The 25658-nt window shown below is 71.3% G+C and carries 19 protein-coding genes and 1 pseudogene; 8 read left to right on the top strand and 12 right to left on the bottom strand.

The window, feature by feature from the left end:
* Positions 1-237 precede the first annotated feature (237 nt).
* Entirely contained in the window at positions 238-510 is a 273-nt protein-coding gene (locus tag Q8A52_RS14560; protein ID WP_316751927.1) for a hypothetical protein, read from the top strand.
* Positions 511-579: 69 nt separating this feature from the next.
* Here the strand turns inward: Q8A52_RS14560 and Q8A52_RS14555 are convergent, their stop codons facing one another.
* Both Q8A52_RS14555 and Q8A52_RS14550 read right to left on the bottom strand, forming a co-directional pair.
* A complete protein-coding gene (locus Q8A52_RS14555; protein WP_316751925.1) occupies positions 580-1455 on the bottom strand; it encodes a universal stress protein in 876 nt (291 codons plus the stop codon).
* 184 nt (positions 1456-1639) lie between these two features.
* On the bottom strand, positions 1640-1849 hold the full coding sequence (locus tag Q8A52_RS14550) for a hypothetical protein (RefSeq protein WP_316751922.1): 210 nt from the start codon (positions 1847-1849) through the stop codon (positions 1640-1642).
* 587 nt (positions 1850-2436) lie between these two features.
* Between Q8A52_RS14550 and Q8A52_RS14545 the strand changes: the two genes are divergently transcribed.
* Both Q8A52_RS14545 and ppdK read left to right on the top strand, forming a co-directional pair.
* Positions 2437-3102, top strand: a complete 666-nt coding sequence (locus Q8A52_RS14545) for a CBS domain-containing protein (RefSeq protein WP_316751920.1) — start codon at positions 2437-2439, stop codon at positions 3100-3102.
* Positions 3103-3268: 166 nt separating this feature from the next.
* A complete protein-coding gene (ppdK, locus tag Q8A52_RS14540) occupies positions 3269-5956 on the top strand; it encodes a pyruvate, phosphate dikinase (protein ID WP_316751918.1) in 2688 nt (895 codons plus the stop codon).
* A gap of 111 nt (positions 5957-6067) precedes the next feature.
* Here the strand turns inward: ppdK and Q8A52_RS14535 are convergent, their stop codons facing one another.
* The 8 genes and pseudogenes from Q8A52_RS14535 to pflB all read right to left on the bottom strand — a co-directional run bounded on the left by Q8A52_RS14535 (position 6068) and on the right by pflB (position 15505).
* Positions 6068-6565 (bottom strand): flavodoxin domain-containing protein, encoded by a 498-nt coding sequence (locus tag Q8A52_RS14535; protein WP_316751916.1) that lies wholly within the window; start codon positions 6563-6565, stop codon positions 6068-6070.
* 16 nt (positions 6566-6581) lie between these two features.
* Positions 6582-7310: a CBS domain-containing protein gene (locus tag Q8A52_RS14530; RefSeq protein ID WP_316751913.1), complete on the bottom strand. Its 729-nt coding sequence runs from the start codon at positions 7308-7310 to the stop codon at positions 6582-6584.
* A 13-nt stretch (positions 7311-7323) separates the two neighbouring features.
* Positions 7324-10020 carry a bifunctional acetate--CoA ligase family protein/GNAT family N-acetyltransferase gene (locus Q8A52_RS14525; protein WP_316751911.1) on the bottom strand — a complete coding sequence of 899 codons (2697 nt, stop codon included), beginning with the start codon at positions 10018-10020 and terminating at the stop codon, positions 7324-7326.
* A 124-nt stretch (positions 10021-10144) separates the two neighbouring features.
* Positions 10145-11158, bottom strand: coding sequence for a type I glyceraldehyde-3-phosphate dehydrogenase (gene gap / locus Q8A52_RS14520; protein WP_316751908.1), 1014 nt, complete (start codon positions 11156-11158; stop codon positions 10145-10147).
* Positions 11159-11227: 69 nt separating this feature from the next.
* Positions 11228-11385 (bottom strand): annotated as a pseudogene (locus tag Q8A52_RS14515) (universal stress protein); the annotation flags it as partial.
* Between the two features lie 49 nt (positions 11386-11434).
* Positions 11435-12340, bottom strand: a complete 906-nt coding sequence (locus tag Q8A52_RS14510; protein WP_316751906.1) for a universal stress protein — start codon at positions 12338-12340, stop codon at positions 11435-11437.
* 172 nt (positions 12341-12512) lie between these two features.
* Complete coding sequence (gene pflA / locus Q8A52_RS14505) at positions 12513-13241, bottom strand: pyruvate formate-lyase-activating protein (protein WP_316752528.1); 729 nt, start codon at positions 13239-13241, stop codon at positions 12513-12515.
* Between the two features lie 5 nt (positions 13242-13246).
* Positions 13247-15505 carry a formate C-acetyltransferase gene (pflB, locus tag Q8A52_RS14500; protein ID WP_316751904.1) on the bottom strand — a complete coding sequence of 753 codons (2259 nt, stop codon included), beginning with the start codon at positions 15503-15505 and terminating at the stop codon, positions 13247-13249.
* Between the two features lie 199 nt (positions 15506-15704).
* Here pflB and Q8A52_RS14495 point away from each other — a divergent pair, with 199 nt between their 5' ends.
* The 5 genes from Q8A52_RS14495 (at position 15705) to Q8A52_RS14475 (ending at position 23480) form a co-directional block, all read left to right on the top strand.
* A complete protein-coding gene (locus Q8A52_RS14495; RefSeq protein ID WP_316751901.1) occupies positions 15705-16409 on the top strand; it encodes a response regulator transcription factor in 705 nt (234 codons plus the stop codon).
* 98 nt (positions 16410-16507) lie between these two features.
* On the top strand, positions 16508-16909 hold the full coding sequence (locus Q8A52_RS14490) for a hypothetical protein (protein ID WP_316751899.1): 402 nt from the start codon (positions 16508-16510) through the stop codon (positions 16907-16909).
* 183 nt (positions 16910-17092) lie between these two features.
* Positions 17093-19780, top strand: coding sequence for a bifunctional acetaldehyde-CoA/alcohol dehydrogenase (adhE, locus tag Q8A52_RS14485; RefSeq protein ID WP_316751897.1), 2688 nt, complete (start codon positions 17093-17095; stop codon positions 19778-19780).
* A gap of 174 nt (positions 19781-19954) precedes the next feature.
* The gene (locus Q8A52_RS14480; protein WP_316751895.1) at positions 19955-22387 is read left to right on the top strand and encodes a SpoIIE family protein phosphatase; all 2433 of its coding nucleotides are present in this window, start codon (positions 19955-19957) and stop codon (positions 22385-22387) included.
* Positions 22388-22511: 124 nt separating this feature from the next.
* Complete coding sequence (locus tag Q8A52_RS14475; RefSeq protein ID WP_316751893.1) at positions 22512-23480, top strand: GerMN domain-containing protein; 969 nt, start codon at positions 22512-22514, stop codon at positions 23478-23480.
* Between the two features lie 23 nt (positions 23481-23503).
* Here the strand turns inward: Q8A52_RS14475 and Q8A52_RS14470 are convergent, their stop codons facing one another.
* Both Q8A52_RS14470 and Q8A52_RS14465 read right to left on the bottom strand, forming a co-directional pair.
* Positions 23504-24505, bottom strand: coding sequence for an Acg family FMN-binding oxidoreductase (locus tag Q8A52_RS14470; protein ID WP_316751891.1), 1002 nt, complete (start codon positions 24503-24505; stop codon positions 23504-23506).
* 65 nt (positions 24506-24570) lie between these two features.
* Complete coding sequence (locus Q8A52_RS14465; RefSeq protein WP_316751890.1) at positions 24571-25461, bottom strand: universal stress protein; 891 nt, start codon at positions 25459-25461, stop codon at positions 24571-24573.
* Between the last annotated feature and the right edge of the window lie 197 nt (positions 25462-25658).

Here is a 25658-nt window from a genome sequence, read left to right as displayed (position 1 = left end):
GCGAGCCCCCTGGTTGTGGGACGGGAGGTCGACTGGATCCATTTCTACTGAGCGTCCGGGCGTTCGGCATTCTTCCCAGAGTGATCTGTCTCCGCCGCCCCGTCCCACCGGTCGCGGCACGACTCGCCGGGGGTGGGCGATGAGAGTGCTGGTGGCCGCGGACCATGTCGAACTCGCCGGTTCCGTGGCAACGGGCTCCTGGAGCTGCGCACGGCGGTCGAGAACGGACACGCGGTGGTGTCCGTCGCCAACACGGGGCAGGAGATCTCGCGCGAGCAGGTGGACCGACTGTGCGAGCCGTTCCAGCGGCTGCACCGCACCGCGGGCGACGACCATCACGGCGCCACCCTCACCGCTCGCGCCCGCCCGGGCGGCGGCTTGTACGTGGTGGCCGCCTTCCCGCTGCCACGCGGCGCCGCGTCGCACGGACCCCGCGGTCACCGGCCTCCATATGTGACGACCGTGCGCTCCGGCGATTCGCTCCTCGCACGAACGCGGGAGTGCGGCTGAGCGACAGCGCCTCGTCTGCCGGGGTTCGAGGCCGAGTCGGCACTGCCTGGTCCAGCTGGAAGGAAACCGTCACAGCGTCTGCGGCACGATCGCCACCGGGCAATCCGCGTGGTGCAGCAGGGCGTGGCCCACCCGGCCGATTTGGAGACCGATACGGCCGTGCCTGCGTTCGGCGCCCACGATCACGAGATCGGCGGCGGCCGAGCGGTTCACCAGGATCCGGTGAGCCGGGCCCTCGACCGTCACACTGCGCACCCTGACGTTCGGGTGATCGGCCACGGCGTCGTGCAGCAGTACGTCCAGCAGCGCCGAGGCCCGCTGCTCGTGGTGCCGGGCGGGTTCCTCGGCGAGCGCGGAATGGTCGGTGCCCTCGTACGCGGGGCAGCGCCAGGCGCGGACGACGTCCAGGGTGCATCCGCGCGCCTCGGCCTCGCGGAAGGCGAACCGCACCGCCTCCGCACCGGTGGCCGGGTCCCCCGCGCCGAGCAGGATCCGCTCGTGGATGCCGGCCAGACCCGCCTTGTCGCCTCGGACCACGATCACCGGGCACTGCGCACGGCCCGCCACGGCCAGGCCGACCGAGCCGAGGAGCAGCCCCTTCAGCTCGCCACGGCCACGCGATCCGGTCACCAGGACGGAGGCGTTGTTGCCTTCGTGCAGGAGGGCGTCCACCGCGTCGTCGGGGAGGATGTCGGTGGTGGCCTTCACCTCCGGGTTGCGTCGTGCGGCACGCTCCGCCGCCGAGGCGACGATGTGTTCGGCCAGCACGCGCCCGGAGGAACGTTCCAGGTTGTCCGACGGCGCGCCTGCCTCGTAGCGCTCCCAGCGGGAGGCGTAGACCAGCCGCAGCGGCGCATCGCGGCGGGCGGCCTCGTCCACCGCCCAGTCGACCGCCAGCAGGCTTCCGTCCGATCCGTCGACGCCTACGACCAGGGGAAACGTCATCGTCCCCACCGCCTTTCGTCGGACTGCCACGTCGTGCAGCAGGGGTCCGATTCCAGCGTCGCACCCGGTGTCGGCCGTGACGAGGGGCAGGCCGGCCCTTGCCGGGGACATTCGGCCCATGCCCATGCCCACGCCCATGCCCGCGCCCGCTGAGCGGGCACATGGTCGCGGCCGGAACCGCTGCTCAGCAGTGCGCGGACATGCGGTGGTCGGTCTGTTCCGGCCGGTGCGGTGCCCGCGGCATCGTGCCGTGCGGGCGGCGGCTGCGCAGACGGACGGTGAGCGCGTCGAACGCCGCGGTGAACACCGCGGTGAGGATCGCCGTCATGCCCACCGCCACGACCAGCAGCACCGAAAAGCGTTCCCAGAACTCCGGTGTGAGGCTCGTGCCCACTGTCCTCGCCCTCCCTCATCGGGGTCGTTTCCCTCACCCACAGCCAACTCCGTTGGCGTGTAGGCCACATGAGCCGAGCGGCCCCGGACTGGGGCCCGGGCCGTCCTTGCCGTAGGGGGCCGTACGGCCCCGGAAACCACACGGCCCGCGGGGAAGGAACAGCCCAGAACACATGACGCCCGTCCTTGATCTTTGAGGAGGGGACCGTTCGGCCCTGGTGGCGCGGTCGTTTCCGTGGTGTGCTGGAGGTGGCGGGAAGGACCCGACACAGACGCGGGGAAGCGGCCGGCGGCGGTCGCGCACCGCGCTATCAGGATCCGCGAGAAGCGGGTGAGTCCTTCCCGCCCTTTCACGCCCGGTCTGTGCCCCATCGGGGCCGAACGGCCCGTTGCCGTGCCCGAGCGGCCCGTGGTCCCCGGGCCCCGCCCGGCACACCCTGAGATCAGGGGGCCGACGGCATTCCGGAAGGGAACGACAGACCGTCGTACGATCGCCGTCCCGGCCCGGACCGACCGGTCGGCGATCCGCGAAGACGACGCGAGCGACGAGGAGTTGTCGACCCCGCCTCACCCTCCGAGGAGGACACCATGTACGGCAGCCCGCACACCGTGAGCGATGTGATGACGCACACCGTCGTCGCCGTCGGCCGCGACGCCCCGTTCAAGGACGTCGTCGAACTGATGGAGCAGTGGAAGGTCAGTGCCCTCCCCGTGCTGGAGGGCGAGGGCCGGGTGATCGGCGTCGTCTCCGAGGCCGATCTGCTGCCCAAGGAGGAGTTCCGGGACAGTGACCCGGACCGGTTCGCCCAGCGGCAACGGCTGGCCGACCTGGCCAAGGCCGGCGCTCTGACCGCCGAGGAGCTGATGAGCGCACCGGCCGTGACCGTGCACGCCGACGCCACGCTGGCGGAGGCCGCACGCATCATGGCCCGGCGCAAGGTCAAGCGGCTGCCCGTCATCAACGACGTCGGCATGCTCGAAGGCGTGGTCAGCCGCGCCGACCTGCTCAAGGTGTTCCTGCGCAGCGACGACGAACTCACCGAAGAGGTACGCCAGGAGGTCGTCGACCGCCTGTTCCCCCTCTCCGCCGATCACATCCAGGTCGAGGTCACCGAAGGTGTCGTGACCCTGACCGGGTGGGTCGACGGCACCGCCCTGGTCGGAGCGGCCGAGCGGCTGGCGCGTGCCGTGGAGGGCGTCGTCGACGTCCGCTGCAACCTCGTTCCGGCGTCCGCGCGAAGTGACCCACAGTGATGACATACGTCGACGGGTGAGGGACCCGGCCCTGGTCCGGCGGCGACTCGACGCGGCGTCGAGGAGCTGCCGGCCATCGCCGGATCGGGCGGTGCCGCCCGTGTCATGCCGACGGTTCGACGCCGAGGTGCGCGGAGCCTACAGTCGGACGGAGGAGACCGGTGTCATGGTCCGATACGTGTACGACTTCGCCGAGGGCGGCCGTGACATGGCCGACCTGCTCGGCGGCAAGGGCGCGAACCTCGCCGAGATGACCCGGCTGGGGCTGCCGGTCCCGCCTGGTTTCACCGTGACCACCGAGGCCTGCCGGGCCTTCCTGGCCACCGGCGCCGAGCCGGACGGCATGGCGGACGAGGTCTCCCGGCATCTGTCCGCCTTGGAGGCCGCCGCCGGGCGGTCGCTGGGGCAACGGGACGATCCGCTGCTGCTGTCCGTGCGCTCCGGGGCGCGGTTCTCCATGCCCGGCATGATGGAGACGGTCCTGGACGTCGGCCTGAACGACGACTCCGTCCTGGGCCTGGCCAAGGCGTCGGGCAGTGATCGTTTCGCCTGGGACTCCTACCGGCGTCTCGTCCAGATGTTCGGCAGTACGGTCATGGGGGTCGATGCGGCCCTGTTCGAAGAGGCCATCACGCGGCTCAAGGAAGCCCGCGACGCCCCGGACGACGTCCATCTGGACGCGAGCGACCTCGCATGGCTCGTGGAGACCTACCAGCGTCTGGTCCGCGACGAGACGGGGCGGGACTTCCCCCAGTCCCCAGCCGAACAGCTGCGCCTGGCGATCCTCGCCGTCTTCCGCTCCTGGAACGGTGAGCGCGCCCGGCTCTACCGGCGGCGTGAGCACATCCCCGACGATCTGGGCACAGCGGTCACCGTGCAGCGCATGGTGTTCGGCAACCTGGGCCCGGACTCCGGCAGCGGGGTCGCCTTCACCCGCGACCCGGCCACCGGACGGCCCGGTCTGTACGGCGACTATCTGCCCGACGCCCAGGGCGAGGACGTGGTCGCGGGCATCCGCAACACCGTGACGCTGGCCGAGCTGGAGCGGCTGGACCCGCGCGCGTATCTGCAGCTGCGCGACCACATGCGGACCCTGGAGCGGCACTACCGGGACCTGTGCGACATCGAGTTCACGATCGAGCGCGGCCGGCTGTGGATGCTGCAGACCCGGGTCGGCAAGCGCACCGCCGAGGCCTCGTTCGCCATCGCGGCCGAGCTGGTCGAGGAAGGCCTCATCACACAGGACGAGGCACTCGACCGGGTGAGCGGAGAGGGGCTCGCACGGCTGATGTTCCCCCGCTTCGACACTGCCGCGACCGGCACCGCGCTCGCGCAGGGCATCCCCGCCTCTCCCGGCGCCGCGGTCGGCGCGGCGGTCTTCGACTCCGCGGAGGCCGTACGGCGCGCGGCCGACGGCGAGCAGGTGATTCTCGTACGCCAGGAGACGACCCCCGACGACCTGCCCGGCATGGTCGCCGCGCAGGCCGTGCTGACCAGCCGCGGCGGCAAGACCAGTCACGCGGCCGTCGTCGCCCGTGGCATGGGCAAGGTCTGTGTGTGCGGTGCGGAGGAACTCGCGGTGGACACCGAGGCACGGCACTTCACCACCCCTGACGGCACCGTCGTCGAGGAAGGCACGGTCATCTCGGTGGACGGCTCCGCCGGCGCGGTGTACCCGGGTGCCGTTGCGCTGGTCGCCTCCGCCGCGATGCGGTATCTGGAGACCGGCGAGCTGTCGGACGGCGTGGTCGCGGCGGTCGCCCGCGCTCTGGAACAGGCGGACGCGGTACGGCGGCTGGAGGTGCGGGCCAATGCCGACACCCCCGAGGACGCGGCACGCGCCCGGCGGTTCGGCGCGCAGGGCATCGGACTGTGCCGTACCGAGCACATGTTCCTCGGCGAACGGCGCAAGCTGGTCGAGGAGATGATCCTCGCCCGCACCGACGCCGGACGCGAGCGGGCGCTTGCGGCTCTTCTGCCCCTCCAGCGGCAGGACTTCATCGGCATCCTGGCGGCCATGAACGGGCTGCCGGTCACCATCCGTCTTCTGGACCCTCCCCTGCACGAGTTCCTGCCCGACCGCACCGAACTCGCCGTCCGCATCGCCGCCGCCGAGGCCCGTGGCGATCAACCGGCCGCGCACGACAGGGAGTTGCTGGACGCGGTGAACCGTATGCACGAGGAGAATCCGATGCTGGGCCTGCGCGGGGTGCGCCTGGGGCTGGTGGTTCCCGGTCTCGTCGCGATGCAGGTACGGGCGCTCGCCGAGGCGGTCGTGGAACGCACCCGGGCCGGCGGCTCCCCACGTGCGGAGATCATGGTGCCGCTGGTCGGCGCCGTCGAGGAACTCCGGCTCGCCCGCGCCGAGGTGGAGCGGGTGCTGGCGCAGGTCGCCGAGGAGTCCGGCGTACCCGTCGCGTGCCCGATCGGCACCATGATCGAGCTGCCGCGGGCCGCGCTGACCGCGGGCCGGATCGCCGAGGCGGCGGAGTTCTTCTCGTTCGGCACCAACGACCTGACCCAGACCACCTGGGGCTTCTCCCGCGACGACGTCGAGGCGGCGTTCTTCTCGGCCTACCTCGACAAGGGCGTCTTCGCCACCTCGCCGTTCGAGACGATCGACCTCGACGGCGTGGGCCGGCTGGTCCGTATCGCCGCCGAGGAGGGACGGGCCGCCCGCCCCGGCCTCAAGATCGGCGTATGCGGCGAGCACGGCGGCGACCCCGAGTCGGTGCGCTTCTTCCACACCGCGGGACTGGACTACGTCTCCTGCTCGCCGTTCCGCGTACCGGTGGCCCGTCTGGAGGCGGGCCGGGCCGCCCTGCCGGAGGCCGGCATCAGCGACAGCCGGTGACCGCGTCGTCAGTCGTGCGGCACGACCGCGGCGCCGCGGGACCGCGTCGCCGGCCGGACCGACGTGCGAGCACGTCGGCCGACCCCGGCAGGTGAGGACGCGCGGGCGTGATCAGGCGCTGGTCAGTTCGTCGGCGACATGTGCTGCCCAAGCCTCGATCGCGGCGAAGTCCCGGAAGTCCCCGCCCTTTCCGGACCGAAGGATCATCCGGGCCATCCGCCCCTTCGCGCCGTCTTCGAGGCAGCCGCCGAAGGTGACGTGTTCCCGGACGTCCAGCCGCGTCATCGCGCGCCGCACTCCGGGCACGGGCGGGATGTCCCGCTCGGAGGCGGAGGCGTCGAGCGGGCCGCTGCTGAAGAACCACACGGGCCGCTCGGCGAGTTCGCGGCGGTGGCGGCGGACGAACCCGCGGGCGTCCTTCTGCCAGCGGCCGGCGTAGAGCCCGCCGCCGACCACGACCGCGTCGTACGGCTCCACACTCGCCACGGACCGGGCCGGGAGCGCCTCGGTCGTCAGGCCGGCCTTGCGCAGGACGTCCTCGATGGTCTCGGCGATCCTCGCGGTCGATCCGTTCGTCGTTCCGTAGGTGACCAACACGGTGCCGGTCATGGCGGCACGCCTCCTTTCACGGTCCACGCAGCCAGTCGTCGGCCGCGCCGTGCAGGGCCTGTTCCTCGCGTATGCGCGCGTCGTCCAGGTGGTAGGTGAGTCTGTCGACCACGTCGACCACGCCGTCGATCTGTCGGGTCATGGAGACGGCGATCTCCGTGGCGGACCTGCGTTCCATGTGGCCGGTGAGCGTGACGACGCCCTCCGTCACCGAGACGTCGATGCTGCGGGTTGGCAGCCACAGGATGCGTCCCAGTACCTCGTCGACCACCTCGTCGCGGATCTCCCTGTCCGGGCGCAGGAACACCTGGAGCAGGTCGCGCCGGGTGACGATGCCGACCAGCCGGTCCTCTTCGTCGAGGACGGGGAGCCGCTCCACATGCCGCTCGGCCATGGTCCGGGCCGCTTCCACGATGGTGTCGTCGGCGTGCACCGTGACGGGCGGCTGCGACATCAGCTGTCCGGCCGTACGGGCCTTCGCTCTGGCGGCCTGCCGCCGGGCACCGCGGGTCAGCCGTGCGAGGCCTGCGCGGCGCTTCGGTTCATGGGGGCCGGGTGTGGCCGCCTGGCGCACCACGAGGTCCGTCTCGGAGATGACGCCGAGGACCTTGTCGTCCTCGTCGACGACCGGCAGTCCGCTGATCCGGTGGTCCGCGAGGAGTCGCACGACCTCCTTGAACGGGGTGGCGTACTCGGCGTGGACGACGTCCGCCGTCATCACGGAGCCGACCTTGTCGTGCTTCATGTCCATTACCTCCTCAGCGGAGTCGGCGCAGATAGGGGTCCTGGGGCCCACGGGGCAGCAGTCGCACGCGGGCGTCGAGGACGGTGACGCCGCCCGGTGCCGCCAGGACCGGGTTGAAGTCGGCCTCGGCGAGCTGCGGCAGGTCCGCCGCCATCCGGGACAGCCGCAGGAGCACCTGTTCCAGGTCTTCCAGGTCGATCGGTCGGTGGCCGGCCGTGCCGAACAGCAGGGGCGCGCAGCGCGGGGAGGTGATCAGGTCGTGCACGTCGTGGTCGGTGAGCGGGGCGAGCCGGGCCGCGTGGTCGGCCAGCACCTCGGTGGCCGTGCCGCCGAGGCCGAACAGGACGAGCGGGCCGAAGACCTCGTCCTGGACGACACCGGCGAACAACTCGGTGCCGCGGTCGGCGAGGGGCTGCACGACCACCCCGGTCATCAGTCCGGCGAAGCGGGTCTCCAGGTCCCGGAACGCGGCCCGGACCTGGAACTCGCCCCGTAGATCCAGGTGGACGGCGTGCTGCTCGCTCTTGTGGACCAGGCCCGGCCAGTGAGCCTTCATCACGACCCGCCCGTCGGCGCCGTGCAGCCGCTCCGCGGCGCGGACGGCCTCGTCCTCGGTCTCGGCCCACGCCCACGGAATCTGCGGGATGCCGTAGCAGGCCAGAAGGTCGGCGCAGAGGCCCGGGTCGAGCCAGCCGCCGTCCGGGTGCTCGGCCAGGTGGGCGTCGACGAGCGCCCGGGCCCGCTCGGTGTCGGCGTCGTCGAGTGCCGGTACGGTGCCCGCGGGGCGGGCGAGCCAGGCCGCGCGATGAGCCGCGTGGGCCAACGCGCATGCCGCGGCCTGCGGTTCGGCGTAGGCGGGGACGGTGCCGCCGTCCACGGCGCTGAGCAGCCGGACCGGCAGGTCCTGCTCCAGGCGTACGACGGCCACCGGCTTCGCCCGGCGTGCGGGTGCCTCGGTGACGGACCGCACCAGATCGTCACCGGTGGCGACGGCGACCGCCGTGGGGACGAGGGCGACCAGCACGGCATCGATGCCCGGGTATCGCATGAGCCGGTCCACGCATTCCGTGAGCTGTTCCTCGGTGACGGAGGCGGTGGCGTCGACGGGGTTGCCGATGGCCGCTCCCTCGGGCAGTACGCCGAGCAGTTCGTCGATCATCGCGGGCGTGAACGACGGCAGGGCGAGACCCGCCTCCGCACAGGCGTCGGCGGCCAGCACTCCGGCTCCGCCCGCGTTGGTGACGATGGCGACGCGGGTCCCCGCGGGCAGCGGTTGGGAGTGCAACAGGGCCGCTGTCTCCAGGAGTTCGCCGATCGAGCGGGTGGCGGTGATGCCGGCCTGGGTGAACAGGGCCCGACGGGTCATGGTGGGGGTGGCGGCGGCAGCGGTGTGCGAGGCCGCGGCGCGCCGTCCGGCCACCGACCGGCCGGCGTCCACGGTCAGCACCGGCATGCGGCGGGTGACCCGGCGGGCCGTGCGGGAGAAAGCCCGCGGGTTGCCGAAGGACTCCAGGTGCAGCAGGGCGAGGTCGGTGCGGCCGTCGCTCTCCCACCACTGGAGCAGATCGTTGCCGCTGACGTCGTACTTGTCACCGAGCGAGACGAAGGACGACACACCGATGCCCAGCCGGGACAGCCCGTCCAGCAGGGCGATGCCGACACCGCCGGACTGCACGGCGACGCCCGCGGTGCCGGGCCTCGGGTGATCGGCCGCGAAGGTCGCGTCGAGACGCAGCTTGGGGTCCGTGTTGGAGATGCCCAGGCAGTTGGGGCCGACGAGGCGCATGCCGTAGCTGCGGCAGGCGGTCAGCAGAGCCTCGGCCCGAGCGTGGTCGAGTCCCGCTGTGACGACGACGAGCGCACGCACGCCTGCTGTGCCGCACTCCTCGGCGGTGGCCGGGACCGCCGCGGCCGGCACCGCCACGACCACGAGGTCCGGGGTCTTGGGCAGGGCACTGACGGACGGGTAGCACGGCACGCCGAGAACCGACGACACACTCGGGTTCACGGCGAACAGACGGCGCGTGAAGCCGCCGGAATGCAGATGGTGCAGGATCGCCCGGCCCACCGAGCCGGGCGTGCGTCCGGCGCCGACGACAGCGACCACGCCGGGGCGCAGCAGCGGCTCGAGGCTGGCCACGTCGGCCGACCGGCCGCGGGCCTCGACGGCCGAGAGGTAGGTGTCGTCCTCGTCGAGGTGAATGGTGCAGCGCACCTCCGGTCCCTCGTAGCGGCGGACGGTGCGCAGGCCGAGGTCGGCGAAGAGCCGCAGCACCTTGTTGTTCTCGCTCAGCGCGTCGGCCGTGAAGGTGGTGATGCCGTCGGCGCGGGCCGCGGAGACCAGGTGCTCGACGAGCAGGGTCCCCACTCCGCGGTGGTGCAGTCCGTCGGCGACCGCGATGGAGATCTCCGCCGGGCCGCCCTCCTCCCCGCCTGTGTCGTATTCGGCGAGGCCGAGCACCTGTTCCTTGGCCTCGGCCAGCAGGGCCCGGTAGCCGGGACGAGCGGGGGCGCAGGCCCGGTCGGCGGCCATGGCGGCCGACCGGCGGCTCGGTACGAAGAACCTCAGGCGGAGGTTCTCCGGGGACATCTCCTCGTAGAGCCCTTCCAACTGGTCGTGGTCTCCGGGCGTGACAGGCCGGATGCACACGGTGGTCCCGTCCGCGAGCAGCGCGTGGGCGGGCGGTCGGTCGAGCAGGTGGTCCCTCATCGCGGGTCTCCTCCAAAACCGGTTGCCACTTCGAGCATCCGGCGGGGTGGCGTGTGATCCCATGGGCTGTCCGGGACGAAGTTTGGGCCGATCGGCCCTGATCTGTGCCCCGCCCCGGAGCCGGTCAGTCGTCGGCCACCAGGTCCGTGAGGTCCAGGAGCCGGTTGGTGTAGCCCCACTCGTTGTCGTACCAGCCGAAGATCTTGGCGAGGGTTCCGTTGGCCTGGGTCAGGGCCGGGTCGAAGACGCAGGACGAGGGGTCGCCGATGACGTCGCGGGAGACGATCGGGGCCCTCGAGACACGCAGGATGCCGTTGAGCGGGCCCTCGGCGGCCGCGTCGAACACGGCGTTGATCTCGTCCGGGGTCACCTCGCGGTTCAGCACCACCGCGAGGTCGGTCAGTGAGCCGTCCTCGACGGGCACACGGACCGCGATACCGTCCAGCGCCCCGGCCAGTTCCGGTACCACCAGGCCGACGGCGCGTGCGGCGCCCGTACTGGTCGGGATGATGCTCAGGGCCGCCGAGCGCGCCCGGCGCAGGTCCTTGTGCGGGCCGTCGAGTAGGGACTGGTCGTTGGTGTAGCCGTGGATCGTGGTCATGACGCCGCGTTCGATGCCGAAAGCGTCGTCGAGGACCTTGACCATGGGGGCGACGCAGTTGGTGGTGCAGGAGGCGGCGGAGACGATCCGGTCGCGGTGGCGGTCGTAGGTGCCGTCGTTGACACCCATGACGATGGTGGCGTCCACGCCCTTGCCCGGCGCCGACAGCAGCACGGTGTGGGCTCCGCCCTTGAGGTGCAGGGCGGCGGAGTCGCGGTCGCGGAAGCGTCCGGTGGACTCGATCACGATGCCGACGCCGTAGTCGGACCAGTGCAGGGCGGCCGGGTCGCGCTGCGCGGTGACGGCGATGCGCCGGCCGTCGACGGTGATGGAGCTGTCGTCGGACGCGACGTCGCGTCCGATGTGCCCGAACGTGGAGTCGTACTCGAGTAGGTGGGCGAGGGTGGCGGGCGAGGTGATGTCGTTGATCACGACGACCTCGACGTCCTGGGTGCCCGCTTCGGCGCGGTCGAGTGCCGCGCGCAGGTAGGTGCGGCCGATGCGGCCGAATCCGTTGATGCCGACGCGTACGGTCATGGTGGTGATTTCCTTTCGGCGTCAGGGGTGTTCAGGTGTTGCGGCTCGGGTCGGCGACCTCGGCCTCGCTCATGGCTGCTCGGGCACGACGGCGACCGGGCACGCCGCGTGATCCAAGACCCCATGGGCCACGCGGCCGGGCTGGAGCCCGAGGTGGCCGGGGTTGCGCCGGGGTTGCGCCGGGCGCCGACGACCAGCAGGTCGGCATCGTGGGAGGCGGTCGGCAAAGGCCCGTACAACCGCTGCCTTCATGACGTCCGCCCCTCGGCAAGTGGGTCAGCCGTGGGCCACGACGGCGACGGGGGCGGTGGCGTGGTGCAGGACGGCGTGCGTGACATGGCCGATGTGCGCGCCGAGGGGGCTGTGGCGGATCCGCCGGCCCACGACCACCAGCGAGGCCGTCTGCGAGGCCTCGACGAGGTGCACGGCGGGGCTGCCGTACCTGGACTCCTCGGTGACCTCGACGTCCGGGTACTTATGCCGCCAGGGGCTCAGCACCTCGGTCAGGGTCTGGGCGTCGTTCAGGGCCAGCGCTTCGTTGAGGGCGGGATTGGCGGGTGTGCCGTATGCGTAGTAGGGCGGCGGGTACCAGGCGTGCACGACACGCAGGGACGTGCCACGGCGTACGGCGGCGTCGAAGGCGAACCGGATCAGTGTCTCGTCGGGGTGGTCGGTGTCGAGGCCCAGGACCACGGGCCGGAACGGTGTCGCGGCGGACGGGATGCCCGCCGGGTCCATCTCGTGCTCGTCGGCGGCCTGTTCCTCCGCTCTGACCAGCACGACGGGTCGTTCGGCGTGGGCGACGACGCTCAGACCGATGGAGCCGACCATGAAGCCGCCGATCCCTCCGAGGCGTCGCGAGCCGAGGACGAGCAGTTCAGCGGTCTTCGCCGCCTCGGACAGCGCCTCGCCGGGGCTGCCGGAGAGCTGCTCACTGGTCACCTCGACGCCGGGGTGGCGCATGCGGAGACCGTCGGCCGCCTCGCGAGGAATCCGTTCGGTCCAGTGCTGGTGGGTCTCGGACCCGAGCAGCGGGGCCTGTGCCATGGGCTCGGGGACCGGCTCCCAGACATGGACGATCTTCAGCGGCTGATCGAGCAACTTCGCTTCTCGGGCCGCCCATTCGGCCGCGGCGCGGCTTTCGGGCGAGCCGTCGAGACCTACGGTGACGGTGCGGGGCATGATCTCCACCTCCTGGCACGGGATCCGATTCCCGAGTCGTGTTCGGTTGTGGCCGGCGCACCTCACTCTGGCGTTTCGCGAGGCGACGCACCGGATGCCGAAGGTCGGTGGCCGTTGGGCTGAACGGCCCTGTGTGCAAGGCCTGTTGCCGAGTTCCGCCGGCCGCGGCAGGTCAGTGGACCGCCAGCCCCCGAGCGCGGAACTGCCCTCGCACCCGCTCGATCAGTTCGGCGGACGGCCGGGGGGTGTTCTCCAGCGGGAAGGGAATGCCGAGCGAGGCGTACTTCGAGGCGCCGAGTTTGTGGAACGGGAGGATGTCGACGCGCTGGACGGCGGGGAGCCCGGCGACGAATTGGGCCAGACCGTCGATGGGATCGGGTGCGTCGGTCCAGCCGGGGACCAGGACGTACCGGATCCACATCGGGATGCCGAGCCGGTCGAGGCGGGTGGCGAAGTTCAGGGTGGGTGACAGTTCACCTCCGGTCAGTGCTCGGTACGTGTTGACGTCGAAGGACTTGATGTCCAGCAGGACCAGGTCGGTGTCCGCGAGGAGCTCGTCGGTGGCACGGGCACCGAGGAAGCCGGAGGTGTCCAGGGCGGTGTGCAGTCCGGCCTCTTTGCAGCGCCGGAGCACCGCCGACGCGAAGGCCGACTGGAGGAGCGGTTCGCCGCCGGTGAGGGTCACTCCGCCGCCGGCCGTGGTGACGAAGGACCGGTACTTCTCGATCTCGGCCATCACGTCGTCCACCGTGACCTCCCTGCCGTCACGCATGTGCCAGGTGTCCGGGTTGGCGCAGTACAGGCAGCGCAGTGGGCAGCCGCTGAAGAAGAGGACGAACCGGGTCCCGGGACCGTCCACGCCGGTGGACAGGTCCCAGGAGTGGATCCGGCCGGTCGTCATCGTGCTCACAGCGATCCGTGGAAGGTACGGCCGATCACGTCGAGCTGCTGCTCACGGGTCAGGCGGACGAAGTTCACGGCGTATCCGGAGACCCGGATGGTCAGGTCCGGGTAGTTCTCCGGGTGTTCCATGGCGTCCTCGAGCATGGAGCGGTCCAGGACGTTCACGTTCATGTGGAAGCCGCCCGCCGCCGTGTAGGCGTCGAGGATGCCGACCAGGTTCCCGGCGCGTTCCTCCGGGCGGTGGCCCAGTCCCTCCGGGGTGATGGTAGTGGTCAGCGAGATGCCGTCCCGGGCCTGCTCGTACGGCAGCTTGGCGACCGAGAGCGCGGACGCGGCCACTCCGTGCCGGTCCCGGCCGTTCATCGGATTGGCGCCTGGTGCGAAGGGCCGGCCTGCGCGCCGCCCGTCGGGGGTATTGCCGGTGTGCTTGCCGTAGACGACGTTGGAGGTGATGGTCAGGACCGACTGGGTGTGTTCCGCGTTCCGGTACGTGGGGTGTTTGCGCACCTTTGCCAGGAAGGACTCGACCAGGTCGACGGCGAGCGCGTCGGCGCGGTCGTCGTTGTTTCCGTACGCCGGGTATTCGCCCTCGACCTCGTAGTCCACCGCCAGTCCGGTGGCATCCCGGACGACCTTCACGCGCGCGTACTTGACGGCGGACAGGCTGTCGGCGGCGACGGACAGACCGGCGATGCCACAGGCCATGAAGCGGTGCACCGGGTGGTCGTGGAGGGCCATCTCGAGGCGCTCGTAGGCGTACTTGTCGTGCATGTAGTGGATGACGTTGAGGGCGTTGACGTACGTCTTGGCCAGCCAGTCGAGCATCCGGTCGTACGCGGCTGCCAGCTCCTCGTACTCCAGGTATTCACCCGTCAGCGGCGGCGCGGCGGGGGCGACCTGTTCGCCGGTCATCTCGTCCCGGCCGCCGTTGATCGCGTACAGCAGTGCCTTGGCGAGGTTGACCCGGGCCCCGAAGAACTGCATCTGCCGGCCCACCGCCATGGCCGACACACAGCAGGCGATCGCGGTGTCGTCGCCGGTGCGCGGGCGCATCAGCTCGTCGGACTCGTACTGTACGGCGCTGGTGTCGACCGAGACCTGACCGCAGAACCTCTTGAACCCGGACGGGAGCCGGGGCGACCACAGCACGGTGAGGTTCGGCTCGGGTGCGGGCCCCAGGTTGTACAGGGTCTGCAGGAAGCGGAACGAGGTGCGGGTGACCAGCGGGCGGCCGTCCGTGCCGATGCCGCCGATGGACTCGGTCACCCAGGTGGGGTCACCGGAGAACAGGGCGTCGTACTCGGGGGTGCGCAGGAAGCGCACGATCCGCAGCTTGATGACGAAGTCGTCGACCAGTTCCTGGGCGCGTGTCTCGTCGATGACCCCGTCGGCCAGGTCGCGTTGGAGGAAGACGTCCAGGAAGGTCGAGGTGCGGCCCAGCGACATCGCGGCGCCGTTCTGCTCCTTCACCGCGGCCAGGTACGCGAGGTAGAGCCACTGGACGGCCTCGTGCGCGGTGGTGGCGGGGCGGGAGACGTCGCAGCCGTACGTCGCCGCCATGCGGGTCAGCTCGCCCAGCGCCTTGATCTGCTCGGCGAGCTCCTCACGGTCGCGGATGACGTGCTCGGTCGACGGCTCGCTGTCCAGCCGGGCCTTTTCGGCCCGCTTGGCCTCGACGAGCCGGTCGGTGCCGTAGAGCGCCACACGCCGGTAGTCGCCGATGATCCGGCCGCGTCCGTAGGCGTCCGGGAGACCGGTGATGACGGCGGCCTTGCGGGCGGCGCGCATCTCCGGTGTGTAGGCGTCGAAGACGCCGTCGTTGTGGGTCTTGCGGTAGGTTCCGAAGACCTTCGTCACGAAGGGGTCGGGCTCGTAGCCGTACGCCTTGAGGCCGTTCTCCACCATCCGCAGCCCGCCGCCCGGCATGATCGCCCGCTTCAGGGGTGCGTCCGTCTGCAGGCCGACGATCAGTTCGCGCTCCCGGTCGATGTAGCCGGGTGCGTGCGAGGTGACGGTCGACGGGGTGGCGGTGTCGACATCGAGGATGCCCCTGCGCCGCTCCTCCGGGAAGAGTGCGCTCACCTTGGCCCAGACGGCGCGCGTGCGGTCGGTCGGACCACTCAGGAAGCGGGCGTCGCCCTCGTACGGGGTGTAGTTGGCCTGTACGAAGTCGCGTACGTCGATCCCCTCGCGCCAGTGCGTACCCGTGAAGCCGCGCCAGGCGTCCGTCGTACGGCTGCCGACTGGCATGGTTGCGGTCATCGTCGGTTCTCTCCTCGGCTCAACGCTTCCTTGTACTTCGGATCCTTCTCGCTCGTGACGGTCACGGGGAGTGCCGACAGGGACACATCCGGGTGTACGAGTGGGGCCGGTCGGCTCTGGTACATATGGACCGGGCAGGCGATGATCGTCATGGAGACTGGCGGTTTGTCGTTCTTCATCCCGGGAACAAGAGGTCGTCATGACGCAGACACGCACTTTCACGGAGCAGGACCCGATCCGCGTGTTCCTGCTCGACGACCACGAGGTCGTACGGCGCGGCCTGACCGACCTGCTCGACGCCGAGCCCGACATCTCGGTCGTCGGTGACGCCGGGACCGCCCAGCAGGCGCTCGCCCGAGGCCCCGCGCTGCGGCCGCACGTCGCCGTCCTCGACGTCCGTCTCCCCGACGGCGACGGCATCACGGTCTGCCGGGAACTGCGCAGTCAGATGCCGGAGCTCGCGTGTCTGATGCTGACCTCGTTCGACGACGAGGACGCGCTGCTGGACGCGATCATGGCTGGGGCGTCCGGCTATGTCCTCAAGCAGATCAAGGGCTCCGACCTGATCTCGGCGGTGCGCACCGTCGCCTCGGGCCAGTCGATGCTGGACCCCGCGACCACGGCCCGCCTCATGCGCTCGCTGCGCACCGATCCCACGGGCACGCCGGAAGTGCCGGCCGAGCTGGCGAGCCTGTCGCCGCGCGAGCGGGAGATCCTCGCCCTGATCGGCGACGGCCTGACCAACCGCGAGATCGGCAGGAAGCTCTACCTGTCGGAGAAGACGGTCAAGAACCACATCTCACGGATGCTGGCCAAGCTGGGCGTACAGCGCCGCGTCCAGGCCGCGGTCCTCGCCTCGCACCTGGAACATCCGGATTCCCAGGACCGTCCGCCGCAGCGGTGAAGGCCCGATGGCCCCACCCCCAGGGCCTGACAGCCCTGTACCGGAGCGGGTGCTCGCAGAAGTCTGGATCTGCCCAACGATCACAAGGAGCGGATCCCATGACTGTCAAGGACACCGGCACTCACGTCAGCACCACCGCCGACCTGCGGGTGCGCACGGAAGGCGAGGTGGGCGAGGAAGAACTCGTGTACTTGCGGGCCAAGGTCGACGCGGTCCTCGGCCGCCCCGGAATTCCGGCCGTCCGCGGTGCCTTGAGGGTCGTGAAGGCGGTGGCGCACCACGCCGAGCAGCCCTGGTTCGCCGGAGCGGAGCTCGTGGTGGGGAACACTCTCGTCGTCGTGCACGCCCGGGAGGCGACGGCACATGAACTGGCGGACCGGCTGGCGGACCGGCTGCGCAGCCAGCTGAATCGGTTCCTGCACCGCAAGGAGGCCGCCCGCAGGTCGGCCACCCCGCCGCCGTGGCGCGGTGGCCGAGCGGACGACGGATCGGAACAGTAGGGCGCCGAAGGACCATGGCCCGCCGTGCCGGTCAGCCCCCGACAGGGACCAACGGCACCTGTGAGCGGCGGGCTCGGCCGGACGAAAGTTGGGAACACGGGCGGCACCGGTCCTCTCGGTGCCACTCCCGTCTGCACACAGCCGGCCAGGCCTGGCGGCTCTCGTCAACGGAGGCGTATCCCAATGACCAGTCACGACGCCGGAATCGAGGCCACGGCCTCCGCCGGGGCGCCGTCCGACATCGCCATCGCCGTGGACCAGCTGGTCACGCACGGCCTCAAGGCGCTGGCCGACTACGAGGCCTTCACGCAGGAGCAGATCGACCACATCGTCAAGAAGGCCTCGGTCGCGGCCCTGGACCAGCACACGGCGCTGGCCCGCCTCGCGGTCGAGGAGACGGGGCGCGGCGTCTTCGAGGACAAGGCGGCCAAGAACATGTTCGCGTGCGAGCACGTCACGCACAGCATCGCGCCCATGAAGACCGTCGGGGTGATCGCCCGTGACGACATCGAGGACATGACCGAGGTGGCCGAGCCGGTCGGCGTGGTCTGCGCGATCACGCCCGTCACCAACCCGACCTCCACCACCGTCTTCAAGGCCCTGATGGCGCTGAAGACGCGCAACCCGGTCGTCTTCGCCTTCCACCCCTCGGCCCAGCGGTGCAGCACGGAGGCGGCGCGGATCGTACGGAACGCGGCCATCGCCGCCGGCGCGCCGGAGCACTGCATCCAGTGGATCGAGACCCCGTCGGTGGAAGCGACCAGCGTCCTGATGCACCACCCCGGTGTCTCCCTGATCCTCGCCACCGGCGGCAACGCCATGGTCCGGGCCGCCTACTCGGCGGGCAAGCCGGCCCTCGGGGTCGGCGCGGGCAACGTGCCCGCCTATGTGCACAGGAGTGCGAAGCTGCGCCGGGCCGTCAATGACCTGGTGCTGTCGAAGTCCTTCGACAACGGCATGATCTGCGCCTCCGAACAGGCCGTCATCCTGGACGAGGAGATCTACGACGCGGCGCTGGCCGAATTCGGCACCCTGCACGCCCATCTGGCAACCGCCGAGGAGAAGGCGAAGCTGGAGGCGTTCCTGTTCCCCGTCCAGGCGGAGCACTCGGGGTGCGAACCCAAGGTGAACGCCGCGGCCGTCGGCCGGAGCCCGGTGTGGATCGCCGAACAGGCCGGCTTCAGCGTGCCCGCCGACACTTCGCTGATCCTCGTCCAGGCCGAACACGTCGGTCCGGACGAGCCGTTGACCCGCGAGAAGCTCTGCCCGGTGCTCGCCGTGCTGCGCGCGGGCTCGCAGGCGCAGGGCTTCGACCTCGCCGCCGACATGGTCGCCTTCCACGGACAGGGCCACAGCGCCGTCGTCCACGCGGAGGACCGTACGATCGCCGAGGCCTTCGGCAGGCGGCTGAAGACCGTACGGATCATCGTCAACTCCCCGTCCTCGCAGGGTGCCATAGGCGGCATCTACAACAACCTGCTGCCGTCGCTCACCCTCGGCTGCGGCTCATGGGGGCACACGTCGGTGTCCAACAACGTCTCCGCCGCCCAGTTGCTGAACATCAAGCGGGTGGGCGCGCGCCGCAACAACCTGCAGTGGTTCAAGGTGCCTCCGAAGATCTACTTCGAGCCGCAGTCCGTTCGCTATCTGGCGTCCATGCCGGACATGCACCGCGTCACGATCGTCACGGACGCCACGATGACCCGGCTCGGCTTCGTGGACCGCGTCACGCGCGTCCTCCAGCGGCGCCACGAGCCGACGACGATCCAGGTCATCGACAACGTGGAACCGGAGCCGAGCATCGAATCCGTGCGGCGCGGCGCCCGTCTCATGCACGACTTCCGCCCGGACACGATCATCGCGCTCGGCGGCGGCTCGCCGATGGACGCCGCCAAGGTGATGTGGCTGCTGTACGAGCACCCGGACGTCGACTTCGCCGACATGCGGCAGAAGTTCTCCGACATCCGCAAGCGCGCCTTCCGCTTCCCGGTGCTGGGTGCCCGGGCCCGCCTGGTCTGCATCCCCACCACGTCCGGCACCGGCGCCGAGGTCACCCCCTTCGCGGTGATCTCCGATCCGGCCACCGGCAAGAAGTACCCGCTGGCCGACTACGCGCTGACGCCCAGCGTCGCCATCGTCGACCCGCTGCTCACCACGGAGCTGCCGCCCGCACTGGCCGCCGACAGCGGGTTCGACGCGCTCACCCACGCCATCGAGGCGTATGTGTCCGTGTACGCGAACGACTTCACCGACGGCTTGGCCCTGCACGCGATCCGGCTCGTCTTCGAGAACATCGAAGCGGCGGTGAACGACCGCACCGGCAGCCCAGAGGCGCGGGAGAAGATGCACAACGCCGGCACCATCGCCGGCATGGCCTTCGGCAATGCCTTCCTCGGCATCGTCCACGCCATGTCCCACACGCTCGGCGCCACCTTCCGCATCGCGCACGGCCGCACCAACGCGGTCCTCCTGCCGCACGTCATCCGCTACAACGGCACGGTCCCCACGAAGCTCACCGGCTGGCCCAAGTACGAGAGCTACCGCGCCCCCGAACGCTTCCAGGACATCGCCCGCACCCTCGGACTGCCCGCCGGCACCCCGCAGGAGGGGGTGCAGTCGCTCGCCGCCGCGGTGGAACGCCTCCGCGACGCCGTGGGTATCGAGTCGTCGTTCCAGGCCCTCGGCATCGACGAGCGCTCCTTCCTCGACGCCCTGCCCCAGCAGGCCCTGAACGCGTACGAGGACCAGTGCGCACCCGCCAACCCGCGGATGCCGATGCTCGACGACATGCAGGACATCATGCGCACCGCCTACTACGGCGCCGTGCGGAACCTGCCGGACACCGGCCAGGGCCGCACGACCCCGGCCTGAGGGGGTCCACCCGCCGTGATACGCGGCCGCGCCCGTGCACGGCGCGCGAGCTCGGCGGAAGGACGGTAGAAGTGGGATTACGAGGCCGAACGCGGAGAGGCCGCCCGTGCGGGCGTCCGGTGGCCTCGGCCGCGTTCTCCCCGAGGCCAGGGTGTCCATGGGGCAGATTGGGCGATGATCGACATGCACGGTGCCACCCCGCGCGGTAGCGGCTCCGAAGCACTCCCGGATCCTGCTGCCCCAGCCACCGCAGTCGTCGACGCGCAGGGGATCGTCACCGACTGGAGCGCGGGTGCCGAGCGTCTGCTCGGCTACCCGCGCCAGGAGGTCGTGGGCCGCCCCGTGGACCATCTGCTGGGCTCGGGCGCCGACGTCGAGCAGGGTCTTCACGCCGCTCTCGGCGGGCAGAACAGGACGACCTTGCTCCGCCACCGGGACGGCCGACACGTGGAGGTGCAACTGCACGCCTATCCGTCCTTCGACGGCAAGGGCCATTCCCAGCAGCTCGTCGTGGCCACACCGCCGGAGCAGGCGCAGTCGGACCGGGCAACGGCGGAGGAAGCGTTCGCCCAGTGCCATCTGCCCGTGATGGTGTACGACTCCGCACTGCGAGCCGTACGGGCGACCGCCGGCGCCGCCCGCGAGCTCGGTCTGAGCGAGGAGCGGATGCGCGGCCGGCGTGTCACCGAGATCCTGCCGCCCCACATCTGCCAGACGGTCGAGGACGGCATGCGCCGCGTGTTCGTGACCGGAGAGGCCGAACGGTTCCTTGTGCGCGGCAAGACCCGGCCGGAGGCCCGCGAGCGGGTCTGGTCCATCACCGTGTCCCCGCTCAGGACCCCGGCAGGGCGGGTACGGCACGTGGAGCTGTCCGCGCTGGACGTCACCGAGCAGCACCTCGCCCGGGAGCGGCTCGCTCTGCTGAACGACGTCAGTACCCAGGTCGGCAGCACACTGGACGTGACACGCACGGCCCAGGAGATGGCCGACGTGGCGGTGGGCCGGCTTGCCGACTTCGTCACCATCGACCTGCTGGACGGCCTCTTCCACGGCATCGAGCCGACACCTTCCGTCTCGGGCACCGTCGCACTGCGTCGGGTGGCGCAGCAGTCCGTGCTGCCCGGTGTGCCCGAGGCGGTGATCCGGCCGGGAGACGTGGACGAATACCCGGAGTCCGCGCCGCCCGTCCGCTGTCTGGCCACCGGCCGGCCCTCGCTGCACCGCACCGTCGACGAGGCCGTCAGGAGCTGGCAGGAGGCCGACCCCGAGCGGGCTGGAGTGGTCCGCGCGTTCGGCATTCACTCGCTCATGGTCATTCCACTGCGTGCCCGCGGAATCACCCTCGGTGTGGCGGTCCTCGTCCGCCACCGGCGCCGGCACCCCTTCGAGGAGGACGACCTCCTCCTCGCCGAGGAGATCGGCGCACGCGCCGCCGTGGCCGTGGACAACGCCCGGCGCTACACCCTCGAACGCAACACCGCCCTGGCCCTGCAGCGCAGCCTGCTCCCCCGTCGCCTGGCCGCCCAGGAAGCTGTCGAGGTCGCCTACCGCTACCTTCCGGCCCGTACGCGGGCGGGGTTGGGCGGGGACTGGTTCGACGTGATCCCGCTGTCGGGCTCCCGGGTCGCACTGGTCGTAGGAGATGTCGTGGGGCACGGCCTGCAGGCCTCCGCGACCATGGGGCGCCTGCGGACCGCGGTACGCACGCTGGCCGACGTCGACCTTCCCGCCGACGAGCTCCTCACGCATCTGGACGACCTGGTCACCCACGTCGCGGCTCAAGAGGCCGCCGGTGAGGAGGACACGACCGACCTCGAGATCCCCACCGATCTCGTCGCCACCTGTCTGTACGTGGTCTACGACCCGGTCTCGCGCCGGTGCGCGGCCGCCTCCGCGGGCCACCCGCCGCCCGCGGTCGTCACGACCGACGGCACGGCCGACCTCGTCGAGCTGCCTCCCGGCCCTCCGCTGGGTGTGGGCGGCCTGCCCTTCGAGACCGTCGAGTGGGAACTGCCCCCGGGCAGCCTCGTCGCCCTGTACACCGACGGCCTCGTCCAAGGCAGCGCGCACGACCTCGGCGCCGGCCTCACGGTGCTGCGCCAGTGCCTCGAGCGGCCCGCCGAATCACTGGAGGCCGTCTGCGACAGCGTGATCCACACCCTGCTCCCCGCACAGCCGCAGGACGACGTCGCCCTGTTGGTCGCCCGTACCCGGGCCCTCGACGCGAGCCAGGTCGCCACCTGGGACCTGCCCTCCGACCCGGCCGCGGTGGCGGGTGCCCGCGCGGAGGTCCTGGCTCGGCTGACCGCGTGGAAGCTGCCGGATGTGGCCTTCACGGCCGAACTGGTGGTCAGCGAGCTCGTCACGAACGCGATCCGCTACGGGCAATCGCCCATCCAGCTGCGGCTGATCCGCGACAGCACCCTCATCTGCGAGGTGTCCGACGGCACCAGCACCGCCCCGCACATGCGACGGGCCCGCACCTTCGACGAGGGCGGCCGCGGCCTGCTGCTCGTCGCCCAGTTCGCAGAGCGCTGGGGCACCCGGCACCACGCGAACGGGAAGACCATCTGGGCGGAGATCGAGCTTCCCGACGAGCGGGCATGACGGCAGGCACCCTCAGCGCCGAACGACCCACCCCGGCCCACCGTTCGGCCCCGGACCGGAGCCCTCCGGACCCTGCGAGCCCGCCGCCCGACACGCTTTGCTGGAAGCGTCGGAGGAGGCACCCATGAACAGCGAAACCCCCGCCTCGCGCCCGCGTGGACGCCGCCCGGTGATGCTCACCGCCGCGCTGGCCCTGCCGCTTCTCGCGGTCGGCGCCTGCGGCACGGGAGGCGGTGCGGCCGCGCCGGAAACATCCGCGCGCCCCGGGCAATCCGCTGGCGAATCAGGAACATCGGGCGTACCGGCTCCGTCCGGGAGCACCAGCCCGTCGCCGACGGCTCCCCCGGCTTCGGGGAGCGGCTCGGCCAAGACCGGGAAACACCGGATCTCGACGAGCGTGTACTTCCTGAACGGCGAGCACATCTCGCCCGCCCCGCGCACCGTGCCCGCCCCCGCCACGGCCACCGGAGCCGTCCGCGCACTGCTGGCCGGCCCCAGCCGCTACGAACGCCTGCACCACCGCACCACGGCCATACCGTCGGGCACGACGCTAAACTCGATCGCGGTCCACGACCACGTCGCGACCGTGGACCTCTCCAGCAGGTACGACGACGGCGGAGGCGCCCTCTCCCTGCGGGCGCGGCTGGCCCAGGTCGTGTTCACCGTGACCCGCTACCCCAGCATCGACAAGGTCCGCCTCGAGCTCGACGGCAAGCCGGTCTCGTCCTTCGGCGGCGAAGGCATCGTCCTCAACGGCCCAGTGGGACGGGGGGACTTCGAGGACGTCTCGCCCGCCGTGCTGGTCGAGTCCCCGCTCATCGGTGACGGCATCGGCAGCCCCCTGCGGGTCCGGGGAAGCGCCGACACCTTCGAGGCCGAGTTCCGGCTGAGGCTGACCGACGCCTCCGGACGTACCGCGGCCGACGTGCCTGTCCGGGCCACGTCCGGCACCGGGACGCGCGGGACCTTCGACGTGTCCGTTCCCTACAAGGCGGTCCGCTCCGGACCCGGCCTGCTCACCGCGTACTTCGTCTCGCCGAAGGACGGCAGGTACGTAACCGTCGACACGGTGCCGCTGACGGTGAACCGCTGAGTGCGGTGTCCACGGCGGCCGACTCAGACGGTCCGGGCTTCCCAGGCGAGTACGTCCGTCACCGGGCGCCGCGGCAGAGAGCGTACGCAGGGCACATAGCCCAGCCGGAGGATCATCTGCGGGAAGGCGCCCGCACTCAGCGTCCGCCGGATCCGCACCCGCAGCGGGTCGATCTCCAAGGGCTGGGTGTGGAAGGCCGCCATCACGTCCTGGGCGGCGGCATGGAGCAGGACTCGTTCGAGTGCCTGGCCGGCCCGGAGCCAGGCCGAGCGGTCGTCGCGGTCCGTGCTGAGCACGGCCACCCGTCCCGAGCGTCCGGTCCAGCGCCGCGGCGGCGTGGGGAACATCCGGGTGAGGTCGGCGTAGTCCCGTCCGGCGAACGGGATGGAGTCCGGGTGGTGCACACCCCCGTCGACCGGAATGCCGTCACGGCGTGCCCGAGCGAGTCGCCAGGTCCACCCGGCCTGCTCGGCGGTATGCGCCGGATCCGTCCGGTGCACGTCCTCGGCGGCCCGGACCATCTGCGAGAGCTCCCGTCGGCCTGTGCTGTCGTCGATCCAGTGCAGCGTGGCGCCCTCCCGCCTGGCCTCCCGGCCCAGCTCGTCGGCCAGCGTGGCGGGCAGCGGGTCCGGGAGGAACGGCCCGCGTGCGGTGTGCCGTCGGCGCAGTGCTTCGAACAGATCCTGCTCGTCGAGGCCCGGACGGACATACGCACCCCACATCACCCGGGCGAGGTATGTGGGGTCGGCAGGGCACGGGAAGGTCTCGACGACCGGGTTGAACCCCAGGTGCCGCATGGCGAGTCGGACGTTGAAGAGCGCCGCGCCGCAGCTGACGACCATTTCACGGCCGCGCGGATCACGGACCAGGAGGCGTCGCGCAGGGTCCGCGTGCAGTTCGAGGCCTTTGCCGTCGTCTTCCATCACGAAGGCCCATGGCTGGGTGTTGTACACCGAAGGCGCGGTGACGGCCGCCCGGACCAGATAGCCGGACGCGTAGCGGGAGTGTGTGCAGCCGACGGACATGTCCTGTAACGCCCTTCTCCTGCTATGTACCCTCATGTGCGTCATCGCATAGCCCGGTTGCCTCGTCAGTCGTGCGGCACGAGCGCGACCGGCCGGTGCACGTGGTGGACGAGTGCGTGGGCCACGGGCCCGGTGTGCGACCCGACGGCGACACGGCGCCTGCGGCGGCCCACCACCAGCAGCCCGGCCCCCTCGGCGGCCCGTGCGAGCACATGGGCGGCGCGGCCTTCGTGGAGGGTCTCCCGGACGCGCACGGAGGGGTACTTCGCACGCCATGGTTCGAGCAGTGCCGTGAGCTCGCGTGCCGCTTCCTCCCGGATGTGGTCACGTTCCCCGTCGCCGGGGACGACCCGGCCGAGCGGCACGTGCCAGGCGTGCACGGCCTCCAGCGGCGCCCGCCGGAGCTCGGCGGCGCGGAAGGCGAAGTCCAGGAGCTCGTCGCCCGGCCCGTCCACCGCGACCACGACGTCACGGTACGGCGTACGCGTCGACGCCTTGCCCGAACCCTCCGGCACATGCTCGTCCGGCGGCGTCTCACCGGCCCTTACGAGGACCACCGGTCGCTCGGCGTGGGCCATGGTGGCCATCGCGACCGACCCGGACATGAGCCTGCCGACGCCCCCGAGGCCCTGACTGCCGATGACCAGCAGCTCGGCGTCCTCCGCCTCGGCAATCAGTGCGGGACCGGGCTGCCTGCGCACCTGTTCGGCGGCCAGGTACAGCTGTGGGTACCGCTCGTTCAGCCGGTCCAGCGCTCCGCGCAGCACGCGTCGCGCGTGGTACTGCGGTGCCCGCATCTCCGGCAGGCCCGCGTCGCGGTCGTCCTCGGGCAGCCCTTCCCAGGCGTGCACCAGTCGCAGCGGCAGTCCCCGGCGCAGCGCTTCCCTGGCCGCCCAGTCGGCCGCGGCGAGGCTCTCCCGCGAACCGTCCACTCCGGCCACCACCGGCCTCGTCATGACCTCCACCTCCTTGCCCCGGTGTCCTTGCTCCGTCTGTGGTGTGGTCCTCGCGCACCCTCACCAATGGGGCACGACGGCCACGGGGCAGTAGACGTGCTGGATGGCCGCGTGGGTGGTGGGCCCGGTGCGCGGGCCGATCCGCCGCTCGGCAAGGTGATGTCCCACCACCAGGAGGCTCGCCCCGGTCGCCGCGC

The sequence above is a fragment of the Streptomyces herbicida genome, from assembly GCF_032656585.1.
Taxonomy (GTDB): domain Bacteria; phylum Actinomycetota; class Actinomycetes; order Streptomycetales; family Streptomycetaceae; genus Streptomyces; species Streptomyces herbicida.
Note: the sequence above shows the minus strand (reverse complement) of the source record. Positions and strands in the feature narration are given on the sequence as shown.

Coding starts and splice junctions, on each gene's coding strand:
- Q8A52_RS14480 (WP_316751895.1), top strand. CDS start 19,955: ATGATCGACATGCACGGTGCCACCCCGCGCGGTAGCGGCTCCGAAGCA.
- Q8A52_RS14510 (WP_316751906.1), bottom strand. CDS start 12,340: ATGCCCCGCACCGTCACCGTAGGTCTCGACGGCTCGCCCGAAAGCCGC.
- Q8A52_RS14490 (WP_316751899.1), top strand. CDS start 16,508: ATGACTGTCAAGGACACCGGCACTCACGTCAGCACCACCGCCGACCTG.
- Q8A52_RS14475 (WP_316751893.1), top strand. CDS start 22,512: ATGAACAGCGAAACCCCCGCCTCGCGCCCGCGTGGACGCCGCCCGGTG.
- Q8A52_RS14545 (WP_316751920.1), top strand. CDS start 2,437: ATGTACGGCAGCCCGCACACCGTGAGCGATGTGATGACGCACACCGTC.
- Q8A52_RS14525 (WP_316751911.1), bottom strand. CDS start 10,020: ATGAGGGACCACCTGCTCGACCGACCGCCCGCCCACGCGCTGCTCGCG.
- Q8A52_RS14530 (WP_316751913.1), bottom strand. CDS start 7,310: ATGAAGCACGACAAGGTCGGCTCCGTGATGACGGCGGACGTCGTCCAC.
- gap (WP_316751908.1), bottom strand. CDS start 11,158: ATGACCGTACGCGTCGGCATCAACGGATTCGGCCGCATCGGCCGCACC.
- Q8A52_RS14555 (WP_316751925.1), bottom strand. CDS start 1,455: ATGACGTTTCCCCTGGTCGTAGGCGTCGACGGATCGGACGGAAGCCTG.
- pflA (WP_316752528.1), bottom strand. CDS start 13,241: ATGACGACCGGCCGGATCCACTCCTGGGACCTGTCCACCGGCGTGGAC.
- Q8A52_RS14535 (WP_316751916.1), bottom strand. CDS start 6,565: ATGACCGGCACCGTGTTGGTCACCTACGGAACGACGAACGGATCGACC.
- adhE (WP_316751897.1), top strand. CDS start 17,093: ATGACCAGTCACGACGCCGGAATCGAGGCCACGGCCTCCGCCGGGGCG.
- Q8A52_RS14470 (WP_316751891.1), bottom strand. CDS start 24,505: ATGTCCGTCGGCTGCACACACTCCCGCTACGCGTCCGGCTATCTGGTC.
- pflB (WP_316751904.1), bottom strand. CDS start 15,505: ATGACCGCAACCATGCCAGTCGGCAGCCGTACGACGGACGCCTGGCGC.
- Q8A52_RS14495 (WP_316751901.1), top strand. CDS start 15,705: ATGACGCAGACACGCACTTTCACGGAGCAGGACCCGATCCGCGTGTTC.
- ppdK (WP_316751918.1), top strand. CDS start 3,269: ATGGTCCGATACGTGTACGACTTCGCCGAGGGCGGCCGTGACATGGCC.
- Q8A52_RS14465 (WP_316751890.1), bottom strand. CDS start 25,461: ATGACGAGGCCGGTGGTGGCCGGAGTGGACGGTTCGCGGGAGAGCCTC.